Genomic DNA, 14,966 nt, shown 5'->3' on the forward strand with positions numbered 1-14,966 from the left:
TGCCCCCACTTGCCCGCTCGGTAACACCTTTGACGGTCCGGTGACGGAGCGGTTAGGTTCGGCCGATGGAGATCTTGCGCTACGTGGCCTTCAGCAGCGACCCCCTCGGCGGGAACCCGGCGGGTGTGGTGCTGGACGCCGCCGGCCTCGACGAGCCGACGATGGCCGCCACCGCGGCCGAAGTCGGCTACTCGGAAACGGCGTTCGCCGTCGCGCGCCCCGACGGGTCGCTCGACATCCGGTACTTCAGCCCGCAGACCGAGGTCCCGTTCTGCGGGCACGCCACCATCGCGACGGCCGTCGCGCACGCCTCCCGGCACGGCGTCGGCCGCCTGCTGCTGCGCACCAAGGCGGGGCCCGTCCCGGTGACCACCGCCACCGCCCCGGACGGCTCCGTCACGGCCACCCTGGTCAGCGTCGAGCCCCGCACGGCGGACCTCTCCGACGCCGACCTCGCCGAACTCCTCGCCGCCCTGCGCTGGTCCGCCGCCGACCTCGACCCGGCCCTGCCGCCCCAGGTCGGCTACGGCGGCGCCTGGCATCCCGTCATCGCCGCCGCGCAGCGGGCGCGCCTGACCGACCTCGACTACGACATGCCGGCGCTCAACGCCCTGATGGCGCGCCGGGGCTGGACGACCATCGCGCTCGTGCACCGCGAGTCGGACACCGTCTTCCACGCCCGCAACCCGTTCCCGCCGGGCGGCGTCGTGGAGGACCCGGCCACCGGTGCGGCGGCCGCGGCCCTCGGCGGCTACCTCCGCGCCAACGAGCTGGTCACGCCGCCCGCGGTGCTGACCATCCACCAGGGCGTGGACATGGGCCGCCCGAGCCTGCTGACGGTGGCGATCCCCGCGGACCCGTCCAGCGGCATCGAGGTGACGGGCACGGCGGTCCCCCTCCCCTGAACCGCCGGCCGGCGCCACGCGCGGGGGACCGACCGGCGCGGACGTACCGTCCGCCGTCGTACCCGCTGACCTAAGCTGCACATATGCGTATGCGTCCGATCGTCGGCCCGATACCCGACACCGGTGTCCGTCCCGCCGGCGGGATGGACGAGATCGCCGGGCAAGTGGCCGCCGGCAAGGTGGCGGTGCTGACCGGCGCCGGGATCTCCACCGAGTCCGGTATCCCCGACTACAGGGGCGTGAGCGGGCGGCACCGGCGGCACTCCCCCATGACGTACCAGGACTTCGTCTCGGACGAGGAGAACCGGCGCCGCTACTGGGCCCGCGGCTACGTCGGGCGCCGTGCCATGGCCGGGGCCCGGCCCAACGCGGGGCACCACGCCGTTCAGGCACTGCGCGCCTGCGGGTACGTCAGCGCCGTGATCACGCAGAACGTGGACGGGCTGCACCAAGCGGCCGGGACGACGGACACCGTCGCCCTGCACGGCAGTCTGGACCGGGTCGTCTGCCTGGACTGCGGGACGATCGGGCCGCGCGACGAGTTGGACGCCCGGCTGCTCGCCGCGAACGGGGAGTTCCTCGCGGCGCAGGACGCCGCCGGACTGCGGGTCAACCCGGACGGCGACATCGAACTGCCCGACGACGTCGTCCGCACGTTCCGGGTCGTGCCGTGCGAGCGGTGCGGCGGCGTGCTCAAGCCGTACGTCGTGTTCTTCGGCGAGAACGTGCCCAAGTCCCGCACCCAGCGCTGCTTCGAGCTGGTCGACGCGGCCGACTCGCTGCTCGTGCTCGGCTCGTCCCTGGCCGTTCTGTCGGGGCTGCGGTTCGTCCGGCGCGCCGCGAAGGACGGCAAGCCCGTCTCCATCATCAATCTCGGCCCGACCCGCGGCGACGACCTCGCGCACGCGCACGTGGCGCTGCCGCTCGGCGCGGCCCTGGTCGAACTGACCGAACGCCTCAGCATCGCCTGAGCCGGGGCCGGGCCCGCGTCACCGGTTCCGGGCGGCCTGGTCGGTGTCGGCCCCGGCGTTCGCGCTGCGGCCTTCGGGGTGGGGTCCGTGCCAGTCCAGGCACACCACGGTGGCATCGTCCTGGAGGTGCCCGCCGCAGGCGTCCTCGACCGCGCCAGTCAGCGCCCGTACGACCTCACGGGGCCGCTCGCCGGCGGTTTCCCGGATGAGTCCGGGCAGGTCGGCCGTGCGGGCCCGGCGTTCCTGCATGCCGTCGGTGTAGAGCACGAGGCGGTCGCCGGGCCGCAGGTCGAGGTTCTGCGCCCGGTAGGAGCCGTGGGCGGTGGGGACGCCGAAGGGCAGGTCGACGGCCGGCGGAACCTCCTCGACCGCGCCCGCGCGCAGCCGCAGCGGCCAGGGATGACCCGCGTTGACGATCTCGGCGCCGCTCCCGTCGAGGGCGATGCGCAGCAACTGGCCGGTGGCGAAGGTGCAGCGGCCGTGGTCGAGCATCGCCTGGTGGGTCCGGCAGGCCTGCTCGACGAGGCCGGCCCCGGCACGCCGGGCGCCACGGGAGGCGTTGACCAGGAGGGTGGCCATCAGGGCCGCGTCCACGTCGTGGCCCATGGCATCGGTGAGGGACAGGTGCAGGGTGTCGTGGTCGAGGGCGTAGTCGTAGGTGTCGCCGGCGATGCTGTCGGCGGGGACGAGGGCACAGGCGAGGGCGAACTCGGCCGCCTCGAAGGAGGAGGCCGAAGGCAGGAGCTCGCGCTGGATCTCGGCGGCGAGGCTGAGCCCGGTGGTGCGCTGGCCCCACTGGTAGAGGTCGGTGAACCGGCGGTCGGTGACGATGAGGTACGCCAGCGCGTGGGCGGCCTCTTCCACCTGCTCCAGCACGTCCGGTCCGGCATCCGGCAGGGACAGCTCCAGCACGCCGATGGTGTCGCCGCGGTTGGTGACCGGGGCGATCACCCGTCGGCCCTGTCCGCCGTCCGCCGGCGTGCACACCAGCTGCTGGGAGCGCAGGACGTCGTCGTAGACGCTGTCGCGCAGGTCGACCTGATCGGCGCGGCGGCCTTCGTGCGGGGCATCCTCCTCGCCGACCCGGACCAGCTTGCGATTGACGATGTCGACGAAGAGGAACGACACGTACCGGGCCCCGAACCGGTCCCGCAGATTGCGCGCGACCACGTCCACCGAAGCCATCGGCGCGGCGTTCTCCGCCGCGGCCAGCACCTCGGCCAGCCCGATCCGCTCAAGCGCCACGTCAGCCTCCCTGTCTTCCCTCCTCCCCTTTCCCCCTCCTTCCCCGTCCTTCCCCCTCTTTCCCCGCACACCTCCGGCATCACGGGCGTCCCACTGCCGATCGTCACCGGAACGGCGTACGGGACTGCTGTGTCATGAGCCGGATAGGCCGGGGTGCTCGGGGTAGAAACGATGTCGGCTCCCACTGCCAAGGGAGCCGGAGCAGCCCCGGACATGGGTGGCTCCCGGTATGAACGAAGGATCGATTGATGGCCAGCGGCACCGTGAAATGGTTCAACTCCGAGAAGGGGTACGGCTTCATCGCCCAGGACGGCGGAGGAGCTGACGTCTTCGCGCACTATTCCGAGATCCAGGGCGGTGGATTCCGCGAGCTCACCGAGGGCGAGCAGGTCACCTTCGACATCGGCCAGGGCCAGAAGGGGCCCCAGGCCCAGAACATCGTCCGGGGCTGACCGGCCATAGGCGTGATATCCACCGGGGCGGCCGCCCCAGACGGATGAGGACCTGGGACCTTCCCCGGTCCGCAGGAGGTACGGCCGCGGTGGCGGCGCCCAGTCGGAGGACCGGACGCCGCCACCGCTCGGCTCAGGCCGGTGAGGTGTCCGCCCGGCCGAGGTGGCGGGCGAGGAAGCGGACCGCGCTGTCGACCTCGGACCGGGGCCAGTCGAAGTGCCTGCCCGCGTTGGCGTGCAGGGTCTTCTCCTTCGAGGCGAAGGCGTCGAACAGCGCGAGGCCGGCCTCGCGCGGGATGCGCTCGTCGTCCCACTGGAGGTCGAACTCGACCGGGACGGTGATCCGCTTCGCCGTCTCGACCAGGGCGTCGGGCCAGTGCAGGCCGAAGACCGCGGCCCCGATCCCAGGCTCGGCCGCCACCAGCGGCACGCCGATCGCGGTGCCCAGGCCGAGGCCGGTGTAGCCGACCGGTGCGTCGGCGCCGATCTCGGGAAGTTCCTGGAGGGCGTCCAGGGTCGCCCGCCACTCGGGCACGGCGAGCCGCGCCAGGCGGGCGTTGTACCGGACGACGGTCGGCCCTTCCGGCTCGCCTGCCGCCTGCGCGGCGCGGAGTTCGGCGATGTCCTGCTCGTCCTGCGCGGTGCGCGGCCGGTCGCCGTGACCGGGCGCGTCGATGGCGGCGGCGTGGAAGCCGAGGCCGTTCACGAGGAGGCGGGCGCGGCCCGTCATGGCCGGTTCCTTCTTGTGCCTGCCGCCGCCGTGGCCCATCCCGGCGACACCTACGTCGATCGCCGGCCGTGACGGGAAAGGGGGAGCACCCACGTCGATACAGCGTTCATGGGTCTCACCTCCTCGGGCGGTGTCACGGTCGACCGCAAACTACAAGCCAGGATGTGACCGCGTCCAGTTTTTTCCCGCGGCTCAGGACAGGGCGGTCGGTCTGCGCGGGGGCGGGACGGCGCGCAGGAGTTCCCACAGCGGGCGCGAACCGGACGCCCATGCCCCGAGGGTGTGCCGGTCGACCACATGGAGGCGTTGCTGTTCGGCGAAGGCCAGGGCCGGGGCGGTGACCCGGCCGTTCGTCACGATGACCGCGACGTCGGCTCCGTGGACCGGGCGGGCGGTGCCGTTGAGGACCTGGAGGTCCGGGGTGCCCACGGCGGATCCGGCGAGGCCGTTGCGCCGGTGTTTGCACTGGATCACCCACCGGCGCCCATAGGGGTCGGTGGCCTTGACATCGGCGCCCAGGTCTCCGCCGCCGCCGACACGGAGCGCGTCCCGGCAGCCGTCACGGTGCATCAGGTCCCGTACGGCGTCCTCGAACCGGGAATGGTGCAGGGCGTCCAGCTGGGCCAGCCCGTAGCGCAGGCCCTGCGCGCGAACCGCGTCCCACCGCGCCCGCTGCCGCTTCAGGCAGAGCCGGCCGGCGCCCGCGGCTGCCGCGAGCGCGACGACGACGGCCAGGACCCACCAGTGCGCCAGCAGCCAGTTCACGACGGTCACCACGAGGGCCACCACCAGGGCGGCGGTGACCAGGAGGCCGATCAGCCGGTCGTCCGCGCGCTGCCGCCGCCTGCCCGGCCGTCGGGTACGCCGCCGCACCGGAGGGCGCCTGCTCGTCGCCCGCCTGGCGGGCGTGCGCCGGCTCATCGGCCGGCCTCCGTACGGCGCCGCGACCGCCGCGATCCGATAGCCGCCGGCGGCAGCGCATCGTTCATGGTCAGCACCCGCCCAGACCTCCCCCTCGGCCGGCCACCCCGTGGGCACGGCAGGACACCGCCCCCGCCTTCTTGTCTAGCGGCGTCCGAGTGCCGCGGGAGGCGGGTTGCCGATGAATGGCACAAAGCCATCGGACCTGGCCGAACCCCGCGCGTGAGGTCGCTCGGGGCCGGCCCGCCGGCTGGGCGAGCCGGGCCGTCGGCGTCAGCGGTGGCTCAGGACGTTGACCACGCGGCCGTCCGGGTCGCGGACGAAGAATCGCCGTACCCCCCACTCCTCGTCCCGCAGGGGGTGGACGATCTCCGCGCCGGCGGCCCGCATGGCGGCGTAGGCCGCGTCCACGTCGTCCACTTCGACGCTCATGTCGGGGGTGACCGGCGCGGTCTTGTCGTCCGATACGAGGCTGATCTGTGCCGTCGGGTTCGACGGGGAGGCCAGCGTCCTCACCCAGCCGAGGTTCATGACCTCCTCGAAGCCCAGCAGGCCGTAGAAGTCGGCGCTTTCCCGCGCGGCCACGGACTGGATGACGGGCATGACACGGCGTACGGACATCTGCGGCTCCCGAGGACAAGAGGACGACGGGTACTGCCTACCAGGCTCCCCAGCTGTTCGCCCGACCTCGCCGGTCAGTGTCCGGCGAGGAGTTCGAGGGTGTCGATCACGCGGTTGGAGAAGCCCCACTCGTTGTCGTACCAGGCGACGACCTTGACGTGGCGGCCGTCGACGCGGGTGAGGGCCGAGTCGAAGATCGAGGAGGCGGGGTTGCCGGTGATGTCGGAGGAGACGAGCGGGTCCTCCGAGTATTCGAGGATGCCGGCGAGCGGGCCCTGCGCGGCGGCGCGGTAGGCGGCCAGCACGTCCTCGCGCGTCACCTCGCGGGCGACGGTCGTGTTGAGTTCGACGATCGAGCCCACCGGCACCGGCACGCGGATCGAGTCGCCCGACAGCTTGCCGTCGAGGTTCGGCAGCACCAGGCCGATCGCCTTGGCGGCGCCGGTCGTGGTCGGCACGATGTTGATGCCGGCGGCGCGGGCGCGGCGGGCGTCGCGGTGCGGGCCGTCCTGGAGGTTCTGCTCCTGGGTATAGGCGTGCACCGTGGTCATGAACCCGTGCTCGATACCGGCGAGTTCGTCGAGGACCGCGGCCAGCGGCGCGAGCGCGTTGGTGGTGCAGGAGGCGTTCGAGACGATCGTGTGCGCGGCCGGGTCGTAGGCGTCGGTGTTGACGCCGTACGCGAGCGTGACGTCGGCGCCGTCGGACGGCGCGCTGACGAGTACCTTCTTCGCGCCCGCGTCGAGGTGGGCGCGGGCGGCCTTCGCCGAGGTGAAGCGGCCGGTGGCCTCCAGGACGATGTCGACGCCGAGTTCGGCCCAGGGCAGGCTCGCCGGCTCGCGCTCGGCCAGCACCGTGATCCGGCGGCCGTCCACGACGAGGGCGTTCCCGTCGACCGTCACCGGGCGGCCGAGCCGGCCGGCCGTGCTGTCGTAGGCGAGCAGCCGGGCGAGAGCGGTGGGCTCCGTCAGGTCGTTGACCGCGACGATCTCGAGCGCGCTGTCCCGTTCGAGCAGGGCGCGCAGCACGTTCCGCCCGATGCGGCCGAATCCGTTGATGGCGATGCGGGTCATGGGTGATCTCCCTTCCGTTCGCCACCAGGTTCGTCCGCGGGACGCGCCGCGGACAGTGGCGGGAACGCCATGGTTCGAAAGGATCCCGCCAGCGGGCGGATCACTCGCCCCGTGTGAAGGTGCGCCGGTATTCGCTCGGGGTGGTGCCGAGAACGCGCTGGAAGTGCAGGCGCAGGTTGGCGCCGGTGCCGAGTCCGACGTCGGCGGCGATCTGTTCGACGCCCCGCTGGGAGCGTTCGAGCAGTTCGCGGGCCAAATCGAGGCGGGCGCGCAGCACCCACTGCATCGGCGTGTAGCCGGTCTCCTCCACGAAGCGCCGGGAGAACGTGCGTGGGGAGACGCCCGCCCGGCGCGCCAGGACGTCGAGGGTGAGGGGGTCGCCGAGCCGGTGCAGCGCCCACTCGCGGGTGGCGCCGAAGCGCTCGCCGACGGGCTCGGGGACGCTGCGCGGCACGTACTGGGCCTGGCCGCCGCTGCGGTAGGGGGCGGCGACCAGGCGCCGGGCCGCGTGGTTGGAGGCGGCCACTCCGATGTCGCCGCGCAGGATGTGCAGGCACAGGTCGATGCCGGAGGCGGCGCCGGCCGAGGTGAGCACGCTGCCCTCGTCCACGAACAGCACGTTCTCGTCCACCTGGACGAGCGGATGCCGGGCCATGAGGGCCCGTGTGTAGTGCCAGTGCGTGGTGGCGCGCCTGCCGTCGAGCAGGCCGGTGGCGGCGAGCGCGAAGGCGCCCGTCGAGATGGCGGCGAGCCGTGCGCCCCGCTCGTGGGCGGCGATCAGGGCGTCGAGGACCGCCCGCGGCGGGTCGTCGCGGTCCGGGAAGCGGTAGCCGGGGACGAAGACGATGTCCGCCCACGCGAGCGCGTCCAGGCCGTGGGCGACGTCGTACGCGAGGCCGTCGCCGCCCCTCACGCGGCCGGGGGCCGCCCCGCACACCCGCACCTCGTACGGCATGCTCGCGCGGGTGGTGAACACCTGCGCGGGGATGCCGACATCGAGGGGTTTCGCGCCTTCGAGCACGAGGACGGCGACACGACGCAGGCGGGGGGCTGGCACAGGAAGAGGTTACGCGGGGGGTGACGTCGATCCGGCGGCTCGGGCCCGCGTTCCGTCAGTCCACTCTGATTCCCACGATGCAGGTGTCGTCGTCGGTGTCCGACCTGCTGTACGTGAGCAGTCGGTCCAGGTGCTGGTCCAGGGGGCGGGGGCCCGAGCGGGCGGTGGCCAGGAGGTGGGAGAGGGACTCCTCCACCGAGCGGTCCCGGCGTTCGATCAGGCCGTCGGTGTACATCAGGAGGGTGTCGCCCGCGGCGAGTTCCAGCTCGGTCTCCTCGTAGACCGCCTCCGGCAGGGCGCCCAGCAGGAGGCCGCTGAGCGTGGGAAGCGCGGTGGCCTCGCCGTCGCGCACCAGGACCGGGGGCAGGTGACCGGCCCGCGCCCAGCGCAGGGTGCGGCGTTCGCCGTCGTACAGTCCGCACACGGCGGTCGCGGTGACGGCGCCCGTCAGATGGTGGGCGACGATGTTCAGCCAGGACAGCAGCTGCGCCGGTCCCGCTCCGGTGACGGCGAGGCCGCGCAGCGCGTTGCGCAGGACGACCATGCTGGTGGCCGCCTCTATGCCGTGTCCGGCGACGTCGCCGACGCACAGCAGGACGAGTCCCGAGGGCAGTACCACCGCGTCGTACCAGTCGCCGCCGACCATGTGCTCGGTCTCGGCGGGCCGGTAGCGCACCGCCACCTGGAGGCTGGGCACGCGCAGCGGTGCCTGGGCGGGGGGCATGATCGCGTGCTGGAGCTGGAGGGTGAGCCGGTTGCGCTCGGCGGCCTGCTGCTCGGTGTGGGCGAGCTGGTCGCGGGTCGCGGCGAGGGCGACCTCCGTCCAGTGCTGGGCGGAGATGTCCTGGTAGGCGCCGCGCACCCCGAACAGCTGGCCGTCGGTGTCGAGGACCGGTTCGGCGACCAGGCGCATGTGCCGGGACACGCCGTCCGGCCGCTGCAGCCGGAAGGCCGCCGAGGCCGGCCGGCGGTGGTGCAGCAGGGTGCGCAGGAATCGCCGGATCTGCACCGCGTCGTCCGGGTGGGCGTGGGCGGGCAGTTCCTCCAGGGCGACCGGGGAGCTGGTCGGCGGGCGGCCGTAGAGGGTGTACAGCTGGCCGTTCCAGGTGATCTCGCCGGTCAGCAGGTTCTCCTCGAAGCCGCCGATCCGGCCGAGCCGCTGGGCGTGCTGGAGCAGGCTGGCCAGGCGCGCGGCCTCGTCCTCGATGCGCCAGATGAGCAGCAGGCTGGAGCCGTGCCGGCTGATGCTGATGTCGGCGACCGCGGAGAGCGGGACCTGGTCGACCAGTGCGGTGAGCCGCACCCGCTGGGCGCGGAACGGCTCCCCGGTGGCGTAGACCCGTTCCACGCGCTGGAACAGTTCGCTGGTGCCGGCGGCCATCGGGTACGCCTCCAGCAGCAGGGCGCCGCCGATGACGGCCCGCGGCCGGCCCGCCGGGTCGAGGAAGCGGTTGTTGACGTGCTGGATGCGGAAGTCGACGAGCTGCCCGTCGTCGTCGAGGTGCGGCACGAGCACCAGGGCCGGGTCGTGCAGTCCGTCCGCCAGGTCCATCAGCTCCGCGACGTCCGGCATCACCCGTGACTCCCACCGGGGCACGGCGGAGGGCACGAAGTCGTCCAGGCTGTGCGCGCACAGTTCGGCGAGCGTCTCCACCTGGCGCAGCACCTGGCGGGGCAGCGGCTCCTCGGGTTTGGGCCAGGCGATCTCCAGGACGCCGTGGATGCGGCCGCCCGCGCCCGCGGGTACGGCGATCCGGGCGCCGTCGGCGTATTCGCGTCGCCCGATGGTGGGCAGCCCGGACTCGGCGAGCGAGGGCAGCCACTGTCCGTCGGGCTCGGTCAGGCCGCGGCGGGCCACCGTGGCCACGTCCGGCGGGACGTAGCACCAGCGGGCCGCCTCGGCGGGGGTGAAGCCGGCGCTGCCGGCCAGGGTCAGCGAACCGTCCGAGCCGGCCGCCCAGATGGCCACGGCGACGGCGCCGAGCGGGCGCAGCGCGTGTTCGAGCAGGGAGGCGGCCATCGCCTCGGTGTCGTGGGCGGCCAGCACCCCGCTCTCGGCGGCGCGCAGCCGTACGGCGGCGGAGCCGTCCTCCGGGTCGCCGGGGCCGGCGGTCGTGGACAGGAACGCCTCGGTCACCTCGGCGACCCGGTCCTTGGCCGCCTGGTTGATGACGTCCACCGCGAGTTCCAGCGGTGTCACCTGGGCCTGTTCGGTCAGTTCGGCGAGCTGCCGGGCGGCCTGGGCGGGGCCGCAGCCCAGCCGTTCGACCAGGATGCCCTTGGCCAGTTCGATCAGCGCGCGGCCCTCGGCCTCCGCCTGCGCGGTCCGCACCTCGCGGCGCAGCCGCTCCACGGTGGCCGCGAGCCTGCCCACCGGGGAGTCCTCGGGCACGCCGGCCACCGCCTCCTCGGCAGGCGGCAGCGGGGCGGGCACGCCGCTCGGCGCGCCGGTGCCCGATCCGGGCTGCGGGTCGGTCTGCCGGGCGGAGTGCGTGCCGGGGTCGGCGGACGGCTGGGTGGTCACCGGAGGGGTACTCCTCGGCCTGCGGAGGGACGGTTGCGCGGCGTCGTTCTCCTGCATCATGCGGGCAGCCAGCGCCGGACGCAGGCGATGAGGTCGCGCGTGTCCACGGGTTTCGTCACATAGTCGCTGGCGCCGGAGGCGAGGCTCTTCTCCCGGTCGCCCTGCATGGCCTTCGCGGTGACGGCGATCACCGGCAGGTCGGCGTACCGGGGCATGCTGCGGATCTCGGCGGTGGCGGCGTATCCGTCCATCTCGGGCATCATCACGTCCATCAGGACCAGTTCGACGTCCGGGTTGTTCAGCAGCGTCTCGATGCCCTTGCGGCCGTTCTCCGCGTGCAGGACGCGGAAGCCGTGCAGTTCGAGGATGCCGCTGAGCGCGAACAGGTTCCGCGCGTCGTCGTCGACGACGAGCACGGTACGGCCACGGGTGTGCTCGTCGACCAGCTCCGCGGGGGCGTGCTGGAGTTCCTCGCCGCGGACGAAGGTGAGCACCTCGCCGGGCTCCTCCGCGGACAGGTGGAGGGCGATCCGCTCCCGCAGCTCGTCCAGGCTGGAGAGGTACTCCAGCGAGCCGCCCGGCTCCGCCTGCGGGTACTCGGCGCGGTGGGAGCCGCTGTGCACCAGGACGGGGACGCCGGCCAGGGCGGAGTCGCCGTGCAGCGCCGCCAGGAACCGGGCCGACTCCCCGTCGGGGGCGCCCAGTTCGACCACGACGCAGTGGCAGGGTTCGGCGGCGAGGGCGCCGGCCGCCTCCTGGGCGCCGACCGCGGTGATGATGTCGACGGGGATGCCGTCGGCGTGGCCGTGGTCGAGGTCGCCGACGACGCTCTCGGCGACCAGGGTCAGCAGGCCGCGGGGCCGCTCCTCCACGACGAGCAGCCTGCGGGCGCGCGGCCGCTTCGCGGAGACCAGGGGCGGTGCCGCCTTGAGCTCGTGCGCGTCCGTGTCGTCGGGGCGCTCCAGCTCGGCCGGTTCGGCGGCGCCGTGGACGCCGCGCAGGTGTTCGTCGAAGTCGGGCCGGGCGACGGGCAGGAACAGGGTGAAGGTGCTGCCCTTGCCGGGTGTGCTGTCGACGGTGACGGCGCCGCCGAGCAGATGGGCGATCTCGCGGGTGATGGACAGGCCGAGCCCGGTGCCGCCGTACTTGCGGCTGGTGGTGCCGTCCGCCTGCTGGAACGCGCCGAAGATGCTCTCCAGTTGCTGCTCCGGGATGCCGATGCCGGTGTCCTTCACCCGGAAGGCGACCACGGCGCCGCCGCGGACCACGGCCCTCGGCACCTCGTCGTCGGTGGCGGGTTCGACGTGCAGTTCGACCCCGCCCTGTTCGGTGAACTTCACCGCGTTGGACAGCAGGTTGCGCAGGATCTGCCGGAGCCGGGAGTCGTCGGTGAGGAGGTCGGCGGGCGCGCCGGCGGCCGTGGTGACGGTGAAACCGAGGCTCTTCTGCGAGGTCATCGGCCGGAAGGTGGCCTCGACGTACTCGATGAGCTGGCGCAGCGGGACCCGCTCGGGCGTGACGTCCATCTTGCCGGCCTCGACCTTGGACAGGTCGAGGATGTCGTTGATCAGCTGGAGCAGGTCGGAGCCCGCCGAGTGGATGATGCCCGCGTACTCGACCTGTTTCGGGGTGAGGTTGCGGGAGGGGTTCTGGGCGAGCAGCTGGGCCAGGATGAGCAGGCTGTTGAGCGGGGTGCGCAGCTCGTGGCTCATGTTGGCGAGGAACTCGGACTTGTACTTGGAGGCGAGCGACAACTGCTGGGCGCGCGCTTCCAGTTCCTGCCGGGCCTGCTCGATCTGGAGGTTCTTGCCCTCGATGTCGCGGTTCTGCTCGGCGAGCAGCGAGGCCTTCTCCTCCAGTTCGGCGTTGGAGCGCTGGAGTTCCTCCTGCTGGGCCTGCAACTCGGCGGAGCGGGCCTGGAGTTCGCTGGTGAGGCGCTGGGACTCTTCGAGCAGTTCGTCGGTGCGGGCGTTGGCGACGATCGTGTTGACGTTGACGCCGATGGTGTCCACGAGCTGCTGGAGGAAGTCCCGCTGCACGGCGGTGAACCGGGTGACGGAGGCCAGCTCGATGACGCCGAGCACCTGCTCCTCGAAGAGGATGGGCAGCAGGAGCAGCGCGGTGGGCTCGATCTGGCCGAGTCCGGAGGAGATGGTGACGTACCGGGGCGGCAGTTCGTCGACCGCGATGGTACGGCGGCTGCGGGCGGCCTGGCCGACCAGGGAGCGGCCGAAGGGGATCCGCTCGGGCCGCTCGTCCCCGTCGGGGCGGCCGTAGGAGCCGACGAGCCGCAGCTCGGGGCCGGCCGGGCCGTCCTCGGCGAGGTAGAAGGCGCCGTACTGGGCGGAGACCTGGGGCACCAGCTCGTCCATGATCAGCTCGGCCACGACGTGCAGGTCGCGGTGGCCCTGCATGAGGCCGGAGAGGCGGGCGAGGTTGGTCTTGAGCCAGTCCTGTTCCTGGTTGGCCCGCGTGGTCTCGCGCAGCGACTCCACCATGGAGTTGATGTTGTCCTTGAGGTCGGCGACCTCGCCGGAGGCGTCGACGGTGATGGACCGGGTCAGATCGCCCTCGGCGACGGCGCTGGCGACGTCGGCGATGGCGCGGACCTGCCGGGTGAGGTTCCCGGCGAGTTCGTTGACGTTCTCGGTGAGCCGCTTCCAGGTGCCGGAGACGCCCTCGACCTCGGCCTGGCCGCCGAGCCGGCCCTCGGTGCCGACCTCGCGGGCGACACGGGTCACCTCGTCGGCGAACGCGGAGAGCTGGTCCACCATCGTGTTGATGGTCGTCTTCAGTTCGAGGATCTCGCCGCGCGCGTCGACGTCGATCTTCTTCGACAGGTCGCCCCTGGCCACGGCGGTGGTCACCAGCGCGATGTTGCGCACCTGGCCGGTGAGGTTGTTGGCCATGGAGTTGACGTTGTCGGTGAGGTCCTTCCAGGTGCCGGCCACGTTGGGCACATGGGCCTGGCCGCCGAGCCGGCCCTCGGTGCCCACCTCGCGGGCGACACGGGTCACCTCGTCGGCGAACGCCGAGAGGGTGTCGACCATGGTGTTGATGACGTCGGCGAGCGCGGCGACCTCGCCCTTGGCCTCCACCATGATCTTCTGCGAGAGGTCGCCCTTGGCGACGGCGGTGGCGACCTGGGTGATGGAGCGGACCTGGCCGGTGAGGTTGGAGGCCATCACGTTGACGTTGTCGGTGAGGTCCTTCCAGGTGCCGGCGACGCCCCGCACCTGCGCCTGACCGCCGAGCCGGCCCTCGGTGCCCACCTCGCGGGCCACGCGGGTCACTTCGTCCGCGAAGGCGGAGAGCTGGTCCACCATCGTGTTGATGGTCGACTTCAGCTCCAGGATCTCGCCCCGCGCGTCCACCGTGATCTTCTGCGACAGATCGCCCTGCGCCACGGCGGTGGCCACCTGGGCGACGTTGCGCACCTGGTTGGTGAGGTTTCCGGCCATGAAGTTGACCGAATCCGTGAGGTCCCGCCAGGTCCCCTTGACGCCCTTGACGTCCGCCTGACCGCCGAGGCGGCCCTCGGTGCCCACCTCGCGGGCGACACGGGTCACCTCGTCCGCGAACGCGGAGAGCTGGTCCACCATCGTGTTGATGGTCGACTTCAGCTCCAGGATCTCCCCCCGCGCGTCCACCGTGATCTTCTGCGACAGATCACCCTGCGCCACGGCCGTCGTGACCTGGGCGACGTTGCGCACCTGGGCAGTGAGGTTTCCGGCCATGAAGTTGACCGAATCCGTGAGGTCCCGCCAGACCCCGGCGACACCCGGCACCTGCGCCTGACCGCCGAGCCGGCCCTCGGTGCCCACCTCGCGGGCGACACGGGTCACCTCGTCCGCGAACGCGGAGAGCTGGTCGACCATCGTGTTGACGGTCTCCTTCAGCTGAAGGATCTCACCGCGCGCCGGGACGTCGATCTTCTGCGACAGGTCGCCCTTGGCCACGGCGGTGGCCACCTGGGCGATGTCGCGGACCTGGGTGGTGAGGTTGCCCGCCATCGCGTTGACCGAATCGGTCAGGTCGGCCCAGGTGCCCGAGACCCCCGGCACCTGCGCCTGGCCGCCGAGGGTGCCCTCGGTGCCCACCTCGCGGGCCACGCGGGTGACCTCGGAGGTGAACACGGACAACTGGTCGACCATGCCGTTGAAGACGGTGGCGATGTCCCCCATCAGTCCCGAGGAGTCGTCGGGCAGCCGGGTGCCGAAGTCACCGTCGCGGACGGCGGTCAACCCCGCGAGCAGTCTTCTCAGTTCCTCGTCGCCCGGTACCGCGTCGGTCGTCCCCGTCGCCTTGCCGGCCATGCGCGCCTCATTCCGCTCCCCAAGGAGCCCTCGCACGGAGGGCTCGGAACCATCGCCGGGCACGCGGCCTGACCCGGCGGTTCACATCTGCGTTTCCCCAGTTCACGGATTCACGTGACGGGAAAATACGCCGCAGATTAACCCAGCCGCA

At 72.5% G+C, this 14,966-nt stretch carries 11 protein-coding genes; 3 read left to right on the forward strand and 8 right to left on the reverse strand.

The window, feature by feature from the left end; all coding sequences use genetic code 11:
• Positions 1–65: 65 nt before the first annotated feature.
• Positions 66–905: a PhzF family phenazine biosynthesis protein gene (locus AC069R_RS22715; protein WP_478768625.1), complete on the forward strand. Its 840-nt coding sequence runs from the start codon at positions 66–68 to the stop codon at positions 903–905.
• 83 nt (positions 906–988) lie between these two features.
• Positions 989–1,876, forward strand: coding sequence for an NAD-dependent protein deacetylase (locus AC069R_RS22720; protein ID WP_478768626.1), 888 nt, complete (start codon positions 989–991; stop codon positions 1,874–1,876).
• An 18-nt stretch (positions 1,877–1,894) separates the two neighbouring features.
• On the opposite strand, the gene AC069R_RS22725 is transcribed toward AC069R_RS22720, so the two are convergent.
• Positions 1,895–3,121: a PP2C family protein-serine/threonine phosphatase gene (locus tag AC069R_RS22725; RefSeq protein WP_478768627.1), complete on the reverse strand. Its 1,227-nt coding sequence runs from the start codon at positions 3,119–3,121 to the stop codon at positions 1,895–1,897.
• A 248-nt stretch (positions 3,122–3,369) separates the two neighbouring features.
• Here AC069R_RS22725 and AC069R_RS22730 point away from each other — a divergent pair, with 248 nt between their 5' ends.
• Entirely contained in the window at positions 3,370–3,573 is a 204-nt protein-coding gene (locus tag AC069R_RS22730; protein WP_037661210.1) for a cold-shock protein, read from the forward strand.
• A gap of 133 nt (positions 3,574–3,706) precedes the next feature.
• Here AC069R_RS22730 and AC069R_RS22735 read toward each other — a convergent pair whose 3' ends face one another.
• The 7 genes from AC069R_RS22735 to AC069R_RS22765 form a co-directional block, all read right to left on the reverse strand.
• A complete protein-coding gene (locus tag AC069R_RS22735; protein WP_478768668.1) occupies positions 3,707–4,402 on the reverse strand; it encodes a dienelactone hydrolase family protein in 696 nt (231 codons plus the stop codon).
• Between the two features lie 93 nt (positions 4,403–4,495).
• A complete protein-coding gene (locus tag AC069R_RS22740) occupies positions 4,496–5,224 on the reverse strand; it encodes a restriction endonuclease (protein ID WP_478768628.1) in 729 nt (242 codons plus the stop codon).
• A gap of 273 nt (positions 5,225–5,497) precedes the next feature.
• Positions 5,498–5,845: a VOC family protein gene (locus AC069R_RS22745; RefSeq protein WP_478768629.1), complete on the reverse strand. Its 348-nt coding sequence runs from the start codon at positions 5,843–5,845 to the stop codon at positions 5,498–5,500.
• A 74-nt stretch (positions 5,846–5,919) separates the two neighbouring features.
• Positions 5,920–6,918: a type I glyceraldehyde-3-phosphate dehydrogenase gene (gene gap, locus AC069R_RS22750; RefSeq protein WP_478768630.1), complete on the reverse strand. Its 999-nt coding sequence runs from the start codon at positions 6,916–6,918 to the stop codon at positions 5,920–5,922.
• Positions 6,919–7,018: 100 nt separating this feature from the next.
• The gene (locus AC069R_RS22755) at positions 7,019–7,975 is read right to left on the reverse strand and encodes a GlxA family transcriptional regulator (protein WP_478768631.1); all 957 of its coding nucleotides are present in this window, start codon (positions 7,973–7,975) and stop codon (positions 7,019–7,021) included.
• A 55-nt stretch (positions 7,976–8,030) separates the two neighbouring features.
• Positions 8,031–10,499: a SpoIIE family protein phosphatase gene (locus tag AC069R_RS22760; RefSeq protein WP_478768632.1), complete on the reverse strand. Its 2,469-nt coding sequence runs from the start codon at positions 10,497–10,499 to the stop codon at positions 8,031–8,033.
• A 56-nt stretch (positions 10,500–10,555) separates the two neighbouring features.
• Positions 10,556–14,815: a HAMP domain-containing protein gene (locus AC069R_RS22765; RefSeq protein WP_478768633.1), complete on the reverse strand. Its 4,260-nt coding sequence runs from the start codon at positions 14,813–14,815 to the stop codon at positions 10,556–10,558.
• Between the last annotated feature and the right edge of the window lie 151 nt (positions 14,816–14,966).

The organism is Streptomyces sp. NPDC043952, assembly GCF_056435325.1.